Origin of the sequence: Shewanella sp. Isolate11, assembly GCF_022398315.1 — a bacterium.
Classification (GTDB): Bacteria; Pseudomonadota; Gammaproteobacteria; order Enterobacterales; family Shewanellaceae; genus Shewanella.
Genome location: NZ_JAKEVF010000008.1, coordinates 1 through 16,922, shown reverse-complemented (window position 1 = coordinate 16,922; position 16,922 = coordinate 1). Strand labels below are relative to the sequence as shown.

General features: G+C 41.4%; 17 protein-coding genes and 2 pseudogenes. 3 read left to right on the top strand and 16 right to left on the bottom strand.

Annotated features, from left to right (window positions below; translation table 11 throughout):
• Nucleotides 1-5 precede the first annotated feature (5 nt).
• Together rfbB and rfbD are read left to right on the top strand one after the other, a co-directional pair.
• Entirely contained in the window at nt 6-1,085 is a 1,080-nt protein-coding gene (gene rfbB / locus L1D21_RS15290; protein WP_239846140.1) for a dTDP-glucose 4,6-dehydratase, read from the top strand.
• Nucleotides 1,085-1,972 carry a dTDP-4-dehydrorhamnose reductase gene (gene rfbD, locus L1D21_RS15285; protein WP_239846139.1) on the top strand — a complete coding sequence of 296 codons (888 nt, stop codon included), beginning with the start codon at nt 1,085-1,087 and terminating at the stop codon, nt 1,970-1,972. The genes rfbB and rfbD overlap by 1 nt, the downstream gene beginning before the upstream one ends.
• 66 nt (nt 1,973-2,038) lie before the next feature.
• Here the strand turns inward: rfbD and L1D21_RS15280 are convergent, their stop codons facing one another.
• Nucleotides 2,039-3,154, bottom strand: a complete 1,116-nt coding sequence (locus L1D21_RS15280; protein ID WP_239846138.1) for an alkene reductase — start codon at nt 3,152-3,154, stop codon at nt 2,039-2,041.
• A gap of 13 nt (nt 3,155-3,167) precedes the next feature.
• Nucleotides 3,168-3,584 carry a VOC family protein gene (locus tag L1D21_RS15275; RefSeq protein ID WP_239846137.1) on the bottom strand — a complete coding sequence of 139 codons (417 nt, stop codon included), beginning with the start codon at nt 3,582-3,584 and terminating at the stop codon, nt 3,168-3,170.
• A 97-nt stretch (nt 3,585-3,681) separates the two neighbouring features.
• Here L1D21_RS15275 and L1D21_RS15270 point away from each other — a divergent pair, with 97 nt between their 5' ends.
• Complete coding sequence (locus tag L1D21_RS15270; RefSeq protein ID WP_239846136.1) at nt 3,682-4,605, top strand: LysR family transcriptional regulator; 924 nt, start codon at nt 3,682-3,684, stop codon at nt 4,603-4,605.
• Between the two features lie 97 nt (nt 4,606-4,702).
• On the opposite strand, the gene L1D21_RS15265 is transcribed toward L1D21_RS15270, so the two are convergent.
• The 14 genes and pseudogenes from L1D21_RS15265 to L1D21_RS15200 form a co-directional block, all read right to left on the bottom strand.
• Nucleotides 4,703-5,188 carry a DUF4262 domain-containing protein gene (locus L1D21_RS15265; protein WP_239846135.1) on the bottom strand — a complete coding sequence of 162 codons (486 nt, stop codon included), beginning with the start codon at nt 5,186-5,188 and terminating at the stop codon, nt 4,703-4,705.
• On the bottom strand, nt 5,188-6,516 hold the full coding sequence (locus L1D21_RS15260; protein ID WP_239846134.1) for a type II toxin-antitoxin system HipA family toxin: 1,329 nt from the start codon (nt 6,514-6,516) through the stop codon (nt 5,188-5,190). Before L1D21_RS15260 ends, L1D21_RS15265 begins: the two co-directional genes overlap by 1 nt.
• On the bottom strand, nt 6,516-6,794 hold the full coding sequence (locus L1D21_RS15255; RefSeq protein ID WP_239846133.1) for a helix-turn-helix domain-containing protein: 279 nt from the start codon (nt 6,792-6,794) through the stop codon (nt 6,516-6,518). Before L1D21_RS15255 ends, L1D21_RS15260 begins: the two co-directional genes overlap by 1 nt.
• A 143-nt stretch (nt 6,795-6,937) precedes the next feature.
• Entirely contained in the window at nt 6,938-7,081 is a 144-nt protein-coding gene (locus tag L1D21_RS15250; RefSeq protein WP_239846132.1) for a hypothetical protein, read from the bottom strand.
• A 143-nt stretch (nt 7,082-7,224) separates the two neighbouring features.
• Nucleotides 7,225-8,099 (bottom strand): annotated as a pseudogene (gene rfbA / locus L1D21_RS15245) (glucose-1-phosphate thymidylyltransferase RfbA); the annotation flags it as partial.
• A gap of 136 nt (nt 8,100-8,235) precedes the next feature.
• Nucleotides 8,236-10,179 carry a nucleoside-diphosphate sugar epimerase/dehydratase gene (locus tag L1D21_RS15240; RefSeq protein WP_239846131.1) on the bottom strand — a complete coding sequence of 648 codons (1,944 nt, stop codon included), beginning with the start codon at nt 10,177-10,179 and terminating at the stop codon, nt 8,236-8,238.
• Between the two features lie 351 nt (nt 10,180-10,530).
• On the bottom strand, nt 10,531-11,706 hold the full coding sequence (locus L1D21_RS15235) for a DegT/DnrJ/EryC1/StrS aminotransferase family protein (RefSeq protein WP_239846130.1): 1,176 nt from the start codon (nt 11,704-11,706) through the stop codon (nt 10,531-10,533).
• 2 nt (nt 11,707-11,708) lie between these two features.
• Complete coding sequence (locus L1D21_RS15230; protein ID WP_239846129.1) at nt 11,709-12,554, bottom strand: 3-hydroxyacyl-CoA dehydrogenase NAD-binding domain-containing protein; 846 nt, start codon at nt 12,552-12,554, stop codon at nt 11,709-11,711.
• Nucleotides 12,554-13,186 (bottom strand): acetyltransferase, encoded by a 633-nt coding sequence (locus L1D21_RS15225; RefSeq protein WP_239846128.1) that lies wholly within the window; start codon nt 13,184-13,186, stop codon nt 12,554-12,556. The genes L1D21_RS15230 and L1D21_RS15225 overlap by 1 nt, the downstream gene beginning before the upstream one ends.
• Nucleotides 13,183-13,779, bottom strand: coding sequence for a sugar transferase (locus tag L1D21_RS15220; protein ID WP_239846127.1), 597 nt, complete (start codon nt 13,777-13,779; stop codon nt 13,183-13,185). The genes L1D21_RS15225 and L1D21_RS15220 overlap by 4 nt, the downstream gene beginning before the upstream one ends.
• Nucleotides 13,776-15,005: a glycosyltransferase family 4 protein gene (locus L1D21_RS15215; protein ID WP_239846126.1), complete on the bottom strand. Its 1,230-nt coding sequence runs from the start codon at nt 15,003-15,005 to the stop codon at nt 13,776-13,778. The genes L1D21_RS15220 and L1D21_RS15215 overlap by 4 nt, the downstream gene beginning before the upstream one ends.
• Nucleotides 15,002-16,120, bottom strand: a complete 1,119-nt coding sequence (locus L1D21_RS15210) for a hypothetical protein (RefSeq protein ID WP_239846125.1) — start codon at nt 16,118-16,120, stop codon at nt 15,002-15,004. Before L1D21_RS15210 ends, L1D21_RS15215 begins: the two co-directional genes overlap by 4 nt.
• 168 nt (nt 16,121-16,288) lie before the next feature.
• Nucleotides 16,289-16,780, bottom strand: a pseudogene (locus tag L1D21_RS15205) (ISAs1 family transposase); the annotation flags it as partial.
• A gap of 13 nt (nt 16,781-16,793) precedes the next feature.
• The coding region (locus tag L1D21_RS15200) for an IS3 family transposase (protein ID WP_239846210.1) at nt 16,794-16,922 on the bottom strand (129 nt) is incomplete at its 5' end.

Genomic DNA, 16,922 nt, shown 5'->3' with positions numbered 1-16,922 from the left:
CTATCGTGCAATCCACTCAGGCAGAACAACCAAGAAATATTTTAGTCACTGGCGGTGCAGGCTTTATTGGCTCTGCATTGATCCGCCATTTAATTAAGCACACGCAACACCGCATCATTAATTACGACAAGCTCACCTATGCCGCCGACTTACACGCATTAAGCTGTGTCGCCGATGATCCGCGTTATGTTTTTATTCAAGGTGATATCAACGACGGTGAAAAAGTGCAACAAGCGCTGCAAACTCATCAAATATCATTGGTGATCCATCTAGCAGCTGAAACCCATGTCGACCGCTCAATCGCAGGGCCAAGCACTTTTATTGAAAGCAATATCGTCGGTACATTTACACTATTAGAACAATGTCGTCATTATCTCGCCAGCCTCAGTAAAAAAGCCGCTGCGCAATTTCGTTTTCATCATGTTTCGACCGATGAAGTATTCGGTGACTTAGGTGATACTGGCCAATTTGATGAACAAACAGCTTATGCACCGAGTTCTCCCTATTCGGCCAGTAAAGCCGCGGCAGATCATTTGGTCAGAGCTTGGCAACGAACCTTTGATCTCCCTATCGTGATTTCTAATTGCTCAAACAATTACGGTGCCTTTCAATATCCAGAAAAACTGATCCCAGTCACCATAACCAATGCATTAAACGGCAAATCAATTCCCATTTATGGTAATGGCCAACAGATCCGCGACTGGCTGTATGTTGATGATCACGCACGCGCTTTATGCATGGTCGCTTTTAAGGGCAAACTCGGTGAAAGTTACAACATAGGTGGCGACGGCGAACAAACTAACTTGGCAGTGGTACAAGCGATCTGTGAGCGACTTAATCATCTCGTTCACCACAAGCCGAAAGGTATAACGGACTTTAACCAGCTGATCCACTTCGTTGATGACAGACCAGGACATGATAAGCGTTACGCGATCAATGCCAATAAGATTAAAAGCACGCTGGGATGGCAGCCACAAGAAAGCTTCACTTCAGCAATAGATAAAACAGTGCGCTGGTATGTCGATAATCAAGACTGGTGTCAGCAAGCACTCACTCGAAGTTGTGCTGATGAGGACATTGGTTAGTGAGCATACCGCCTAAAAATGCCTTGGTGATAGGAAAGCAGGGACAGGTTGCTTTAGCATTACGTGCAACACAGCCACAGAACATAAAAACTGACTACCGTGGCAGAGCACAACTTGATATCCGTCAGCCTGATGCTATTCACAAGCTATTACGGCAAAAGCCATTTGATCTGGTGATCAATGCCAGTGGCTATACCCAAGTAGATCTGGCCGAAACCCAGCATTCAGAAGCAGATGCATTAAATCACTTATCAGTTAAGCAACTGGCCATATCCTGCGCTGAACATAACATCCGTCTCATCCATCTCTCTACGGATTACGTGTTCGACGGTAAACAAGACCAACCCTATCGCCCTGACGATGTGCCTCATCCTATCAATGCGTATGGTCAAACTAAGCTCGCAGGTGAACAAGCCCTCACCCGATACCATCCTAAAAACAGCACAATTATTCGCAGTGCATGGCTTTACTCGCCTTTTGGGAATAACTTTGTCAAAACCATGCTTAAACTGATGAATTCACGTTCTGAAATTAACGTCATTGCAGATCAACAAGGGAGCCCAACCTCAGCCATTGAACTTGCACAGTTTATTTGGCAAATCAGTCTGCAAGATACGACATCTCCTCGCTATCACTGGAGTGACATCGGAGTCACCTCATGGTTTGAATTTGCCAAGCAAATACAAACATGCGCCATAGAAGAAGGCTTGCTCAATAAAGAGGTGAACATCAAACCGATAAGTAGCCAAGATTACAATGCAGCAGCTACGCGACCACAATTTAGCGCACTTGATTGCCAACATTCATATTGTTTAAGGCAGGCCAAGCGCTGGCAAACGAATCTAAAAGATGTGATGAAAACCATTAAGAACAATGAAGAAACTTAATGTCCAATTGTCGCGAAGCAGAGAAGTGGTAAGCCCCTTACACTGCATGATTCTTCTAAATAATTGCTAAAGACTTTTATTGTCACGCTCACCATAAACCGGATAATCGGTATACCCACGCTCATCACCACCGAACAAGGTGGCTGGGTCTGAAATATCATTTAGCGGTAGGTTATTAGCTAATCGATAGGGTAAATCAGGATTCGCCAGAAATTTCCGACCAAAAGCAACGTAATCAACTAAGTTGTTGTTAATTAATTCGTCTGCTTTATCTAGTGTGTAATTACCCGCGACAACAATTGCGCCAGAAAAGTTTTCACGTAATTGCTGACGAAACGTTTCTGTTACAGTAGGAGCATCGTCCCAATCTGCTTCAGCGAGATGAATGTAGGCAATTCCCAAGTCATCAAAATGTTTAGCTAATAACAAAATGGCATCGATTGCTTCTGGGTCATTCATACCTCTTTGGGTAATAAATGGCGCTAGTCTTATGGCTGTGCGCTCAGCGCCTATTTCATCACTAATGGCTTTAATGATCTCTAACGCAAAGCGAATGCGATTTTCTAAATTGCCGCCATATTCGTCGTTGCGTTTGTTAGATGTGCTACGTAAAAATTGGTCAATTAAATAACCGTTTCCAGCATGCACTTCTACACCGTCAAATCCTGCTTCAATCGCATTAAGTGCAGCTTGGCGGTAATCTTCAATAATGCCTTTGATTTCTTGGGTAGATAACGCTCGTGGCGTAGGACAATCAAGCATACGTCCTACGCCATCATCACCTACTACCCACACTTGTGCATCTGGAGCTAAGGCGCTCGGTGCAACGGGTAGCCCATCAGAATGAAACACAGGATGTGACATGCGGCCAACATGCCAAAGCTGAGAAAAAATAATGCCATCATTGTCATGAACAGCATTGGTAACTTTCTTCCAACCGTCAATTTGTGCTTGCGTATAAATGCCCGGTGTAAAGGAATACCCTTTGCCTTGCGCTGAAATTTGCGTCGCTTCTGAAACGATAAAGCCAGCACTTGCCCGTTGTGCATAGTAAGTTGCCATTAACTCAGTAGGGATATCGCCGGGTTGCGCGGTACGAGAACGCGTCATCGGTGCCATCACCACTTTATTATTGGTATTAAGGTTTCCAAGTTTGCCTGTGTTAAACAATGCATTTTTCATATTATTAACCTCGTTAGTGAATGTCGTTTCTCGAAAATAAAATTTCGATTTTTAGGCCATCTGGGCCGGTGATAAAGACTTGATGTTCGTTTGCTTCGGGTATTTCTCGTTCAACAAAAGGCACGTTATACGTTAACAAACGACCTTTGAGTCCTTGGTAGTCATTTGAGGTAAACGCTAAATGATCTACCGTTGGCAAGCTCGGTGTTGAACTGTGTTTTTCAGCATGTCCTAAATAAAAAGATTGCTCAGGCTTAATGTCATTTCTTCCCGCAATGTGCACACAAGGCACATTGAGTTCGTCATACAACCAAACACCAGCAAAACCAAACGGTGGACGTTGCCCCTCTTTCAGACCAAGTGTTTGTATCAAAAACTGCGACATTTCATCTAAATCAGATACCAGCAGTAATGCGTGATTTAATTGCATATCAACCTCCTTAAAGCGATGTGATCAGTTTAACTATTTTGACTAAATTGATAATTACTCGTAGAGTTAAATCACTATTCAGAAAAACTGAAGAATCATGACAAAAATTGATGATATGGCATTGTTTGCTCATGTAGTAAAAGCAGGAGGATTAGCGGCAGCAGGACGAAAATTAGGGCTTTCACCTGCTAGCATGACGGCACGTATTAACCAGATTGAAAAGCGCTACGGCACAAGGTTGTTGACTCGAAATACACGAAGCATCTCGTTAACCGATGCTGGTGAGCGTTTTTATAGTGGCTGTTTACGTGTCATTGAAGAAGTAGAAAATACTGAAAATATGATACAAGAATCGCAAAACACATTGAGAGGAAGCTTACGAATATCGGCAACTTCTGATTTTGGCCGGCAATATGTAGCACCTGCACTTGCCGAATTTACTAATAACCATCCTGATGTTTCTTCTCATTTGATGCTATCTGACGGCATAATCAACATCATCGATGAAGGTGTTGATATCGCCTTTAGATTCGGTAATTTACCAGATAGTAATCTTATCAGCAGACCTTTAGCTCAAAATCGACGTGTGTTATGCGCCTCTCCCGACTATATAAAACACAACGGATTACCGCGACACCCAGAAGAGCTATCCAATCACCGTTGCCTGATTCTGGAGCGTTCAGGTCAACCACTAAACGATTGGTATTTTGAAATTGATAATAAACGACATTCGATAAAGGTAGAGCCGCATTTATCATGTTCAGACGGTGAAGTCATCAGACGTTGGGCAGTTCAAGGTTATGGCATTGCTTTTAAGTCATTAATCGACATAAGAAAAGATCTATCTAACAACAAGCTTGTATTGATACTAGATGAATATGTACGAGGATTTAGTCATAGTGATACCGAAGTTGTCGGTGTACAAGCCATTTATCCCAGCAGGCAATATCTGCCAATGCAGGTAAAGGCATTTTTAACGTATTTTGAGCAGTGGCTAAGCACGCAAATCGTCAACACATAAGGCTTAATATTTCGATACATAAGTGAACTACCCAGCGATATCGCTTCGCTCTGATCACTGGGTTTTCTAGGTGAATCTTCGATAAATAAGGATGTGACTAGATGATTTTACGAAGCTTTGAAAGGCACTTCTGTTCAAAATGGGGATAGTGATATTCTGACTCATTTGGGTAATAGCCTTTCAAATCAGGCCATAGCATTTGCACATAACGCGGTTTATTTTGAGCATAAGTGGGGTATTGCTTGTAAAAGGCCTCAGCCAACATAACATATTCATCTTTTACCCGTCTCAGCGCAGTGTTATGCCGAATTTCATCCATAAAGATGGGAAGTGCATCAATTTCGTTAAGAAACCCCTTTGCATAACCCGTGGTTCGCCAGCGCTCAAAAAGATTTTCAAATAGTATGTTTACTGAACGCTTATTGATGTCGCAAATTAAAATCACATCCGGCAGATTATGCTTTGCCATACCTATGGTATAAAACAGCTGATCACTAACAGTGACTATTGTGTATTTGTTCTTATCGATCTCTTTCTTAAAGCCTTGTAGACACTTCTCAGAGTCCGGTAATAGTTCATTCATCATTCACTCCAGACTTGCTCAGGGGTTAAACGTGCTGCTCGAGCCTTAACTCCCCCTAATATCGCGTCTCGAATGTGAACAGGGAAATCTTCGGGGAGCTCTGCTCTGACCTTCATAATGACAAAGTCGAGCTTGACTGCCATCTCTATCATGATGTTGGCCATGGAGTCTGTATCAAAACCAACGGCTTTGGCCGTTTGCATAAAATGCCTTGGAAATATCTTATCCAGCAGAACCTTATTACCCTTACTGGCTTTTAGCGACATCGCCAACTTAGCGTCACGTATATTCAGCCCTTTGCCACCAATGGCGGGATATATGGATAAAATGTCATACAGAGGCGTTAGGCGATACCCGCCACCAGCCTCAATAAAAACAGAAAAGTTTTTAGCATGCCCATCAATAGCCCCTAATAGCCAAAAAAGCACTTGGGCTTTCATGAAATTATATCGGTCGCGATCAGAATTGGACGAGCCCAAGAGCTCAGTCATGATGGCTTTAATATCTGGGCCACCATCACTCTCATACTTATTGGCTGGTGGCACATTGAGCACCTGACAAAAATCCTCTTGAGGCAGACGCATGATCCAGCTGCCATCTTGGGCATAGCGCCTATCGAACCGCTCAACGGCGAGCGCCTTAATATCGCCAACATGCATGATATGGCATTGTGCCACCGCCAGACCAAACGCCTCAGCGACCTTCATACACAGATACTCGTTTTCCACGCTGTCAGACATATCAATGGTGTACGAATGGCTCTTTATGGTGCCGATAGGCAGCTTAATAATATGCGTGGTTGGTGTTGAGTGGAGAGGTAAATGCCATTTTCCTTTTACATGCAACAATGCCGTTTTTTCTTGAGCACCCGCTATCGAGATCCTAAAGTCCTCTAGCTCCCGTAGCATGCCCAGCGGTATACCCAACATATAGCCTTTCAATACCTGTTCTAAGGCTGTTTCTGAAAGTGCTTCAGACTCTATCTGTTTCACCTTATGAGGCAACTGTCCATGGGAGACTAATTGCAGCGCGCCAACGCTGTCTTGACCAATTTTAGCCAGTAGGTCAAAGGGCTGTGATGAAGCCGCCTTATGACGAGCGACAATGCGATAACGCACATCAGGGTTATCGGGAAGTAAGTTATCAAAAAAGTTATATACCTCGTCCCCTTCATAAGCTTGACGACGCAATGGCATCGATAGCGATATAGGACGGCTTCCGGCTAAAGTAAGCCACTTTTCATGGTATTTAAAATGGTGGGCGCCCGTAGCAGTCTTGGTGAACTCCCCGATTAGATAACCGTTCATATAGACATCTAATACCGCCATCACCAGTCCTCATGCCACTCATTATTGCTTGATGGGGTAACGCTAGGATATGAAGCGTCATTTTGAGAAGCTCTAGGCTTAACCTCTAGCTCAAGGTTGAGTGATGATAGCAGCTTAAACAGCGTCTCTAGCTTAGTAGAATCTGGATTGTGCTCAAAGCTAGACACAGTGTCTTGCCTGATACCCACTTTATTAGCCACTTTGCTTTGTGACAGTTTCATCGACAAACGCGTGTCTTTTAGATAATTGCTTAACTGCTTTGAGGTAGTCACCTTCATCTCGCACCCTTCACTCAATACTAAGATCATCAACCAATCTACACGCTATAGAAGGTAAAGCAAGTTTTACACGCTAAAACCGTTAAATCATTGTTTACACGCTACAACAGGTAGAAATTACTCAGCTACCATAAAATATCGAGCTAGCCTGTCTTGGCTGTATTGATGAGCACCACGTTATCGGCGGGATTGACCAACCGTTCTAACCACTCACACCACATGTTGAGCGCTGCTTGCTTCTCGGGCTGATATTGACTGCGGTTATATATCGCCATTACGCCAGTCATACTATGCCCACCAGCTGCTCGACAACTTACGGGGCGACACCAAGATCATTGAGCTTGGTTGTGAAAGTTCGGCGCAAATCATGTAAAGACCATAGCGAGCTGTTAGAGTTCCGATCCCCACCAGCGGAATGACCATAGCGCAGCTTCAACAATGAAAGTAAGTACTGACCATAGCTGTTATTTCGCATAGGCTGGGCAAGACGATGAATATCCTCATTGGTGAGCCAACCATTACGCCATGCAATCTCTTCAAGACAAGCTACTTTGAGCCCCTGCACGGTTTCTATGGTTTGAACAAAAGAAGATGCCTGCTGCAGGCTGTCGAATGTACCGGTATCAAGCCAAGCAAAACCACGTCCTAATAATTCGACCTTTAGTTCGCCGCGTTCAAGATAAGATTGGTTGATTTCAGTAATTTCAAGCTCACCACGTTTTGAAGGCGTTAGCCCTTTAGCAATATCGATAACTTGATTATCGTAAAAATAGAGTCCAGTGACCGCCCAATTAGATTTGGGAACTGCTGGTTTTTCATCGATTGCCAATACGTTAAAGTCAGCATCAAATTCCACCACGCCAAATCTTTCAGCTTGATCGACCTGATAGGCAAAGATAGTAGACCCCACAGAACTCTTATCGCTGATATTAGCGACAGTCTGTTTGAGCGTTGGACTAAAACCCTGCCCATAAAACACATTATCACCCAGTACTAAACAAACACTGTCATCGCCAATAAAATCTTCGGCCAAGATAAAAGCCTGTGCGATCCCTTCAGGTTTAGTCTGCACTTGATAAGAAAGCGATACACCAAAATCACTACCATCACCCAATAAGCGCTGAAAAGCATCTGCTCATCCGGAGTGGTGATGATCAAAATATCACGAATGCCCGCTAGCATAAGCACCGACAACGGGTAATAGATCATTGGCTTGTCATACACGGGGAGCAACTGTTTAGACACACCGCGAGTGATGGGATACAACCGCGTGCCTGTGCCGCCAGCTAAAACAATACCTTTCACTGTACCCTCTCATTTGCAATCAGCTTAAAACACTCAATAGATAATACACTAGCCTGAAATAAAAAATGCCCACTTCAGCAAGCCAAAGTGGGCATTAAGTCATATTATAAAGGAGTTTCATGAAAATGAGGGAAAATTAAGAAACAAACGGTATGACTTTATTGTCCTTGATATCGCTAATACTGTCGTGGTTTTTCTGTAACCAAACTAAATCACAAATACCGTCAGTCGGACTAAATCCAGTTGGTGTTGAAAGTAGAATCTCTCTTATCACTTCATGTTTAAATTCATGACAAGCGCGATCTAGTCTCGCCAAGATAGTTTCAAGCTCTTTCCATGACAAACAGGCTTCATTAGCGGTCATAATTCGCTCATGCTCAGTACCAGTAACATCATCTCCAATCAATAACTCTTCGTAAAGTTTTTCCCCTGGACGCAAACCTGTAAATTCAATAGGAATATCACCGTCGGGATTAAGCTCATCTTTAATTTCAAATCCACTCAAACGAATCATCTTTTTAGCTAAATCGACAATTTTAACGGATTTCCCCATATCAAGTACGAATACATCACCACCTTTGCCCATTGCACCTGCTTGAATTACAAGTTGAGAAGCTTCCGGAATTGTCATAAAAAAACGGGTAATTTCGGGATGAGTTACGGTAACAGGACCACCATTACCAATTTGTTTTCTAAAAAGTGGAACAACAGAACCAGAAGAACCTAGCACATTACCGAAACGCACCATGCAAAAACGCGTTTGATTATCTTCATTGGATAATGCTTGCAAAACAAGTTCAGCCATGCGTTTCGTCGTTCCCATAACATTGGTAGGACGAACGGCTTTATCGGTACTCACTAAAACAAAGGTCTCAACTTTAGCTGCAATAGCCGCTCTAGCAGTATAAAGCGTGCCAAAGACGTTATTACGAACCCCTTCCACAACATTGTGTTCTACCAATGGCACGTGCTTATAAGCTGCAGCATGATAAACAGTTTGTACTTCGAAAGCTTCCATAATCGCTTGAACACGATTCTCACGCTGTACTGAACCCATCATAGGATAAATTTGCACATCTAAGCCAAGTTCTTTTGCCGTAGCAGTTAACTCTCTTTCAATAGAATACAAGCCAAATTCTGACAGCTCAAAAAGCACCAATTTTTTAGGAGATTGCTTTAATATTTGACGACATAATTCAGAGCCAATAGAACCACCAGCACCTGTAACCATAACCACTTTGTCGCGAATATTCGCAGTTAATAGATCTTTTCGTGGTGCAACGGGGTCACGTCCAAGCAAATCATCAATTTCAACTTCTTTTATATCACTGTATAGCTTATTACCACTAACCAGGTCAGCCATAGCTGGCAATGTCAAAACTTGGACTGCAAAAGTTTCAAGCTTAATTAAAATTTCTTGTCGACGTGTGCGAGAAGCGCTTGGAATAGCTAGTAAAACTTTTGTTGCCGCTTTTTGCTTAATCAATTTACGAAGAATAGAAGGACAATAAACTTGTACACCTTGCACCACTGTTCCATGTAGTGATTCATCATCATCAACGAACGCGAATGGGTAATATTCATGACTCTGGGAGAGCGCTGTGACAAGTTGCCTACCGCTTACTCCAGCGCCATAAATAATGACAGGTTCGCCAACACGGTTCATTCCCGCACCAACTAAAGAGCGCACCACTCCTCGAGAACCACCAATAAACACCAAACAAAAAGCCGCATAAATGACTGGCACGGTTCGAGGAAGCTGAGTATCAAAGTAGAATGAACAAAAAACTAACGCACACGTTGATAAAACAACACCCAACGCAATCGCAGTAAGCGCCTGCAATCCCATAAAACGCAGTACTGCACGATAGAGACCGAGCTTAGCGAAGATAAACAAGCTCATTGGAACTACGATACAAAGTAACAACCAATGGCTAGAATTTGTTAAAATAGCAAAATCATCGAATCGAGCTAACAGAGCACACCAAAAGGCCATGCATATAAATAATGCATCGACAACGAGGCTCACTAAACGTTTTTGTGTACGTTTTAATCTAAACAATGTTTGCAAAAAATCCATTTCCCGCTCCAATTTAATAAACTTCATAATAATGCACTACATCTTAAAGTACAGGGTTCAATCATAATTGCTAAATCACTAAACTCTAGCATATTATTGATCCAATGGGGCTTGATCGTGGATAACCTTTTAATGACGGTTTTAGCCGCTTAAAGAGGGGAAACACTCCGAGCGGCTACCAACAAATACCACCTGAAGAATATAATATCTATATCGTGTTTGGTGTTAGTGAAAAACACCGCATGAGACACTTAATCAGGCTTATCCTGCGAATTGAGACTCTTTGTATAAAAACCGCTCTAGATAAGCCCAGACTTTAATACAGTAATTCCGATAGATAGTACAATTAGACTATTTTTGAGCTGATAATAAAACAGTGCGAATGACTTCACAGGTTTTATTGATTTCTTCCTGAGTCAAAGTTGGATGAACCAAGAACATCAAACTAGTCTCACCTAATTCAACTGCATTTACTAAACGCTCTTTAGGTCGCCATGGAGTATTATCAAACGCTTTTTCAAGATAAACCTCTGAACAGCTACCTTGATAAGCTGGTACCCCCCTATCTACAATAGTTTCAACAATTCTATCTCTCGTCCAACCATCAGCCAAATTTTCTGGACGGACAAACATATAGTGCTTGTATTCTGCGTGCTCACTGTATTCTGGCACTTCAACTCTGCGCACAACGGACAAATCTTTTACAGCTTCATCAATTTGTGCCGCATTGACCTGACGACGTGCCGTCCACTCTGACATTCGAGTCAACTGTATACGACCTATTACAGCTTGGAGCTCAGTCATACGCCAGTTAGTACCGAAGCTTTCATGTAACCAACGAAAGCCTGGCGGGTGTTCACGATTATAAATGGCATCAAAACTCTTACCATGATCTTTGTAAGACCACATTTTAGCCCACAAATTTTTATCATTAGTAGTTACCATGCCGCCTTCGCCGCCTGTAGTCATGATCTTATCTTGGCAAAAAGACCAGGCGCCAATGTGACCTATCGTCCCAACACTACTGTCTTTATATTTAGCACCATGGGCTTGAGCACAATCTTCAATGACATAAAAATCATGTTTTTCTGAAAGTGCCATAATTGCATCCATTTCTGCTGGCATACCAGTTAAGTGAACAACGATGACCGCCTTAGTCTTTGGCGTTAAAACCGCTTCGATGCTCTTAGCTGTAATAGCTTGGCTATTAAGATCTACATCGGCAAATACAGGTGAGGCACCAGATGTAACGATCGATGACGCAGATGCAAGGAAAGTCCTTGGTGTTGTAATCACCTCATCCCCCTCTCCAACATCTAACGCTTTAAGAGCAACATCTAACGCTAGAGTACCATTACCAAGGGCAATAGCATGATCACAACCTACCCAAGTAGCAAACTCTTTTTCAAACTCTCGGCATTCAGTGCCGGTCCAGTAATTAACTTTGTTTGATAGCAGCACACGACTAACTGCATCAGCTTCTTCTTGAGTGAAGCTAGGCCATGGAGAAAATTCTGTGTTTAACATACTTAATACTCAAAAAATCCCTTTTTAGTTTTTCGGCCTAGATGCTTCGCTCTAACCATTTTTCTTAATAATGGATGAGCTCTATATTTAGGATCTCCAGTTTCGCTGTACAGTGTTTCCATAATAGATAAATTAACGTCATTCCCAATCAAATCAGCCAAGGCTAATGGCCCCATAGGGTGATGTGCTCCGAACTTCATGGCTTTATCAATATCTACAGCCGTTGCTACTCCTTCGGCTAAAATACTTATAGCCTCATTAATCATTGGAATGAGCATACGATTGACCACAAAGCCAGGAGCTTCTTGTACAACAACGGGTGATTTACCTAAACTTTGGGTAAATAATTTAAGCCTTTCAACTACCTCTAAACTAGTTTCGTGACCCATTACAATTTCAACCAACTCCATAACTGGGGCAGGATTGAAAAAGTGTAACCCGAGTACATTCTTTGCATTAGGTAAAACACTACCGAATGCAGTAATAGACAAGGATGAAGTATTTGACGCTACAACAGTATCACCTTTGATATACTTAGACATTTCAGAGAATAGTGACATTTTTACTGCAAAATCTTCGGAAACAGCTTCAATGATCAACTCAGAATTTTCCACGTCAGCCAACTCTGTAGTACTAAATATTTTCTCAATACTTTGACTTGCACTTTCTTCTGTTAACTTGCCTTTCCTCACTAGCCTTGATAAACCTTTTGCACATGAAGATTTTAACTGCTCAGCTTTTTGTATGTCCCTTGCTACAATAATTATGTGCTTCACTTCATCACTAGCGCACATGACTTGGGCAATTCCGGTGGCCATAGTGCCTGAACCTATGATTGAGACTCTCATTAGCTTGCTATCTCCTTTAACTTCTTAGCTGGATTACCGGCGAATATTGTGTTTCCTGGTATGTTTTTGGTTAGAACCCCTCCCATGCCAAGCATTGCCCCTGCCTCTATTTCAAGACCCTGTCTAATTACTGCTCCAGTACCTACCTCGACTAAATTTCGTAAAGTAACATTCCCAGATACTGCAGCCATAGGAGCAATTGTCACAAAATCTTCTAAAATGGTCTCATGCCCAACAGTTACATTTAGGTTTAAGATATTATGCATCCCTAATTTAATGTCTGTAGTTAAGATAGTCCCGGCACAAATCATTGAGCCTACTCCGATACTGACAGTATTAGAAAACCTGACACTAGGATGAATTAGGGTTGTAAATTTAGGTTTACCAGCCTCTAGCATCTTATTTAAGATGAACTTTCTTGTTCGAGGGGCTCCAACCGCTATTACAAATTCACAATCTTGATATTTCGTCCAGTTGGATATAGAGCCTAAAACCTTAACCCCCTGAATCTCACTTCCATGAGCACTTTCATTATCATCTAAAACACCTTTGACTCTCCGACTACAATCTTGTGCCAGCCAAACAACCTCTTTAGCGAAACCTCCTCCGCCAATAACAATCAGATCTTTCATTTTTTAACACTTCCTTCGAAGCGAGACATTGTCGCCTCACCGTCGGCACTAATGCCTTCTTTAATAAATACTTTTTTTATTGTCAGGAATAGAATTTTAATATCAAGCAACAAACTGCGGTTATCGACATACCAGACATCTAACTTGAACTTATCTTCCCAGCTTATTGCATTTCTTCCATTGACCTGAGCCCAGCCTGTTATTCCTGGCCGTACATTATGCCGCCGTGACTGCTCCTCACTATAAAGTGGTAAATATTCGACTAATAACGGACGAGGTCCAACCAAGCTCATATCACCTTTTAAGACATTCAGTAAGCCGGGTAACTCATCCAAGCTAGTAGAACGGAGAAATGAACCAAACTTTGTCATACGCTGCTCATCGGGTAATAAGTTACCATTGCTATCCTTGGCATCTAACATAGTTCTGAACTTCATCATTTTGAAAACTATGCAGTTGAGGCCGGGCCTCTCCTGCTTAAATAAAACAGGAGATCCTAACTTTACCCGAATGAGTAAAGCAATGATCAAAATAATAGGAAGCAAGCAAAGTAGCGCACTCAGCGAAATGATAAAATCAAAAATTCGTTTCATTTTACGGCCCCAATAACCCAATCAACCCACTTATCGGCTAAGTTATGGCGATTAAACTCTTTCTTAGCAAGTTCCTGAGCGCGCTTACCCATATCCGGTAGTTCCTTTTTTCTGTCTGCCGCATTTTCTAACGCATCGGCAAAAGCAATAGGATTATCAGGCTCAATTGTATAACCACATTGATGATCTTTAATCATGCCAGCTAACCAGCCGGGGTAGTTGTTTAGTACGGGCAACCCTGCAGAAATATAATCGAAAAATTTATTTGGTGATGTGCCGTAGTAAAACGCGGGAACATTAGCTAATAATTGCATGCCAATATCTGCACCTTTCATGAGCTCTGCTAACTTTGCTTTGTTGACGGGTGGATGGAAAACAACATTGCTCAACTCCTCACGCTCGGCTCTTTCTTGCAAAGCGGGTTTTAGCTTACCTTGCCCTACAAGCACAAGTTTGATGTCTTCCCTGCCGCGCTGCTTTAATTCGGCAGCCGCATCTAAAACAGCGTTCAAGCCGTTTGCAATACCATGCGTGCCTGTAAATACGGCCATTAAGTCGTTATCTGCCACAGCTTCCGGGCGCCATGCGGCAACTTCATTTGCAAAAATGCTTAAATCACAACCATTTGGTACGAGCTCAACTTTTGAGGACTTCACTCCTCGCTTTTTTATTCCTGCAACAATACCAGGTGAAAGGCCAATACAACGATGCGCAGAGCGATAAGAACACCACTCTAAAATAGACAACGCACTTAGTACAACGGGATTTTTAATCACTCCCATTTCTTTTGGTAACTCAGGCCACAAATCTCTCACTTCGAATACAAAAGGTTTTCCGAGTAACCAACGTGCAAAGATACCAGGGATACCGGCAGTAAGAGGTGTTGTGGTTGCAAATAGAATGTCATATTTTTCCGTAAAAGCTAAAGAAATGCTTTTAAGGGCAAACTGAATGAAAGTCATGCTTCGTTTAAAAAAACCATCTGCATTTGAATAAGACAAATCAAACTCAATGATTGAGATACCGTCAACAATACCCTCTCGTTTTCCAGCGATAAATCCTGACTCTAAGCCTGTATTGCCTCCACCATAAGAGCCGCAAACCATTGTAACATTATGGCCATGATGAATTAGACGCTTAGCCATCTCGTACGAACGAATACCAGAGGATCCTTTAGGTGTTGAAAAATGCTGGTGAAAATAAAGAATTTTTTTACTATTGCTCATAAATCAAAGGCCTTAAGTTGCGAAGACCAAGTAAATCGCTTTTTGGCCAAATCAGATATTTGAATATCTGCTTCATAGAATTGATTAAAACCAGAGGCAATTGCTTCGACTGAAGAACCACAGTTCTCTAAAATAATACCACAGCGAAGCTCTGAAACGATATTTGCCATTGGGGGATTGCTACCAACAATAACCGGAGTACCTCTTGAAATAGATTGATAAAGTCTATTAGGTTCGCAGTAAAAAGAGTTTGGTTCTTTATCATGATAAAGAATAACACTAGCTAAAGCCCTATCTATATAATCAACAAGCCTAATTTGAGGAACCATACCAACAAATAGAAAAAGGTCATCAAAATTGGAGTATTTTTTTCTAAGATTAGATACATAATCTTTATCAAAACCACCAACAACTATGCATTTTCTTTCTATAGTATTGCATATTGCTTCGGCTACGCTTGAAAAATTCCTCACTTCATAAGCGCCACTTTGTAATAGGAAGTAATCGTCCCCACCCAACCAGTTTATCTCCTCCTTAGATAAAGGGAGAGCTTTCTCTTGTACAAACAATTCATCAACAAAATTTCTAATCACTTTAAAAGAATAATTTTTTTCCAACACTTTGTTAAGGTATAATGCTCTTTCCTCATTAGCGTGTATCCTTACATCAGCAAGACTTAACGCCGTTTTATAAAATTTACGTAACAGCTTAGAGCACAAAAAATATTGGGGTGGTAACTCGTGCTGATCCCAAACAATTTTATTAACGCGGCCAATTTTTTTTAAAAGAAAAAAGTATGGGACGAAAATAAACATTAAAGGATCATGTAACCAAACAACATCGTATCGCTTAAATGAAGAAGGGAAAAACCTGAAAAACAACTCCATTAGTTTCAAAAAAAGAAACCGATTACCTTTAAATAATTTCCTACTAATCAAATAGTATTGCTTAAATTTGATCGAATCATTAAATACATTACCAGAAGCAGATTTATTGTCATTTTCTAAAACATGTATATCTACATCATAACCATTAGCCGTTAAACTGATAGATTCCTTTCTAACTCTATCGTCATACGCTAATCCATTACACTTTAAAAGCATTAAAAGATTCAAATTTATAGCCTCATAACATTATAATCTGGAGAATAATACTGAGTAATTCAATCCAAGTAAAAAACGAACAAAAACCTTGAAGTAAAACTCACTTTAAAATGTAATATTTTATATTACATTAGTTAAAATAAAACCATGACAAACAAGGAAAATTCATGAATATCCCAGTCAATAAAGGCTTCTCAACACCTTCAAAAGATACTCATTATCCATCGCACACTTCGCTCTTTTGTGTTTTATACTCGCTTTCAAACTCGTTTCGCTCTTCAGCATATTTAAGCAAGTTTGTCTGATCCTTGCGAAATTCTCTGCACTTTCTTCAGCTCGCTTTCGGCAAGCATCTTCACCAAATGTGGAATCAAGTCTCCAGTGCATCTATTCGACTAACCAATGTGAACGTGTTGCATTTAACAATTCTTTAGCACTTAGATTTTTAGAGTTGATGTAATATCTAACAGAAACTTCCGACTCTTTCGCCACCGTTCCTTCTTGTTTTATTGAGACAACAATACCCATCGTTTTTAACTCTGCCCAATCAAACCCTAAGTCACCTAAAACACTTAAATCTGTGTTCGTTACTGCCAGCCTTGTTTCTTGTCTGCCTCTCGATTTTTCTTGTGTACTGTAAGAATCACCGTCGTGTTTTTGCAGCATATGGTAAGCCCCTAATATCTTAGACACTTAACTGTTTCTCAAAGTACTGTTTTTCGAACTGCACAGGAGACAGTCCTTTATTACTACCATGACGACGCACAGGATTATAGAAATATTCGATATAGTTAAATATTTCTGAGCGAGCTTC

Bases quoted from the DNA above. Each gene is read 5' to 3' on its own strand.
- L1D21_RS15280 (WP_239846138.1), bottom strand. From the start codon at position 3,154: ATGAAAAATGCATTGTTTAACACAGGCAAACTTGGAAACCTTAATACC.
- L1D21_RS15255 (WP_239846133.1), bottom strand. From the start codon at position 6,794: ATGAAGGTGACTACCTCAAAGCAGTTAAGCAATTATCTAAAAGACACG.
- L1D21_RS15235 (WP_239846130.1), bottom strand. From the start codon at position 11,706: ATGTTAAACACAGAATTTTCTCCATGGCCTAGCTTCACTCAAGAAGAA.
- L1D21_RS15265 (WP_239846135.1), bottom strand. From the start codon at position 5,188: ATGAATGAACTATTACCGGACTCTGAGAAGTGTCTACAAGGCTTTAAG.
- L1D21_RS15230 (WP_239846129.1), bottom strand. From the start codon at position 12,554: ATGAGAGTCTCAATCATAGGTTCAGGCACTATGGCCACCGGAATTGCC.
- L1D21_RS15215 (WP_239846126.1), bottom strand. From the start codon at position 15,005: ATGAGCAATAGTAAAAAAATTCTTTATTTTCACCAGCATTTTTCAACA.
- L1D21_RS15275 (WP_239846137.1), bottom strand. From the start codon at position 3,584: ATGCAATTAAATCACGCATTACTGCTGGTATCTGATTTAGATGAAATG.
- L1D21_RS15225 (WP_239846128.1), bottom strand. From the start codon at position 13,186: ATGAAAGATCTGATTGTTATTGGCGGAGGAGGTTTCGCTAAAGAGGTT.
- L1D21_RS15240 (WP_239846131.1), bottom strand. From the start codon at position 10,179: ATGGATTTTTTGCAAACATTGTTTAGATTAAAACGTACACAAAAACGT.
- L1D21_RS15250 (WP_239846132.1), bottom strand. From the start codon at position 7,081: ATGACTGGCGTAATGGCGATATATAACCGCAGTCAATATCAGCCCGAG.
- L1D21_RS15220 (WP_239846127.1), bottom strand. From the start codon at position 13,779: ATGAAACGAATTTTTGATTTTATCATTTCGCTGAGTGCGCTACTTTGC.
- L1D21_RS15270 (WP_239846136.1), top strand. From the start codon at position 3,682: ATGACAAAAATTGATGATATGGCATTGTTTGCTCATGTAGTAAAAGCA.
- L1D21_RS15260 (WP_239846134.1), bottom strand. From the start codon at position 6,516: ATGGCGGTATTAGATGTCTATATGAACGGTTATCTAATCGGGGAGTTC.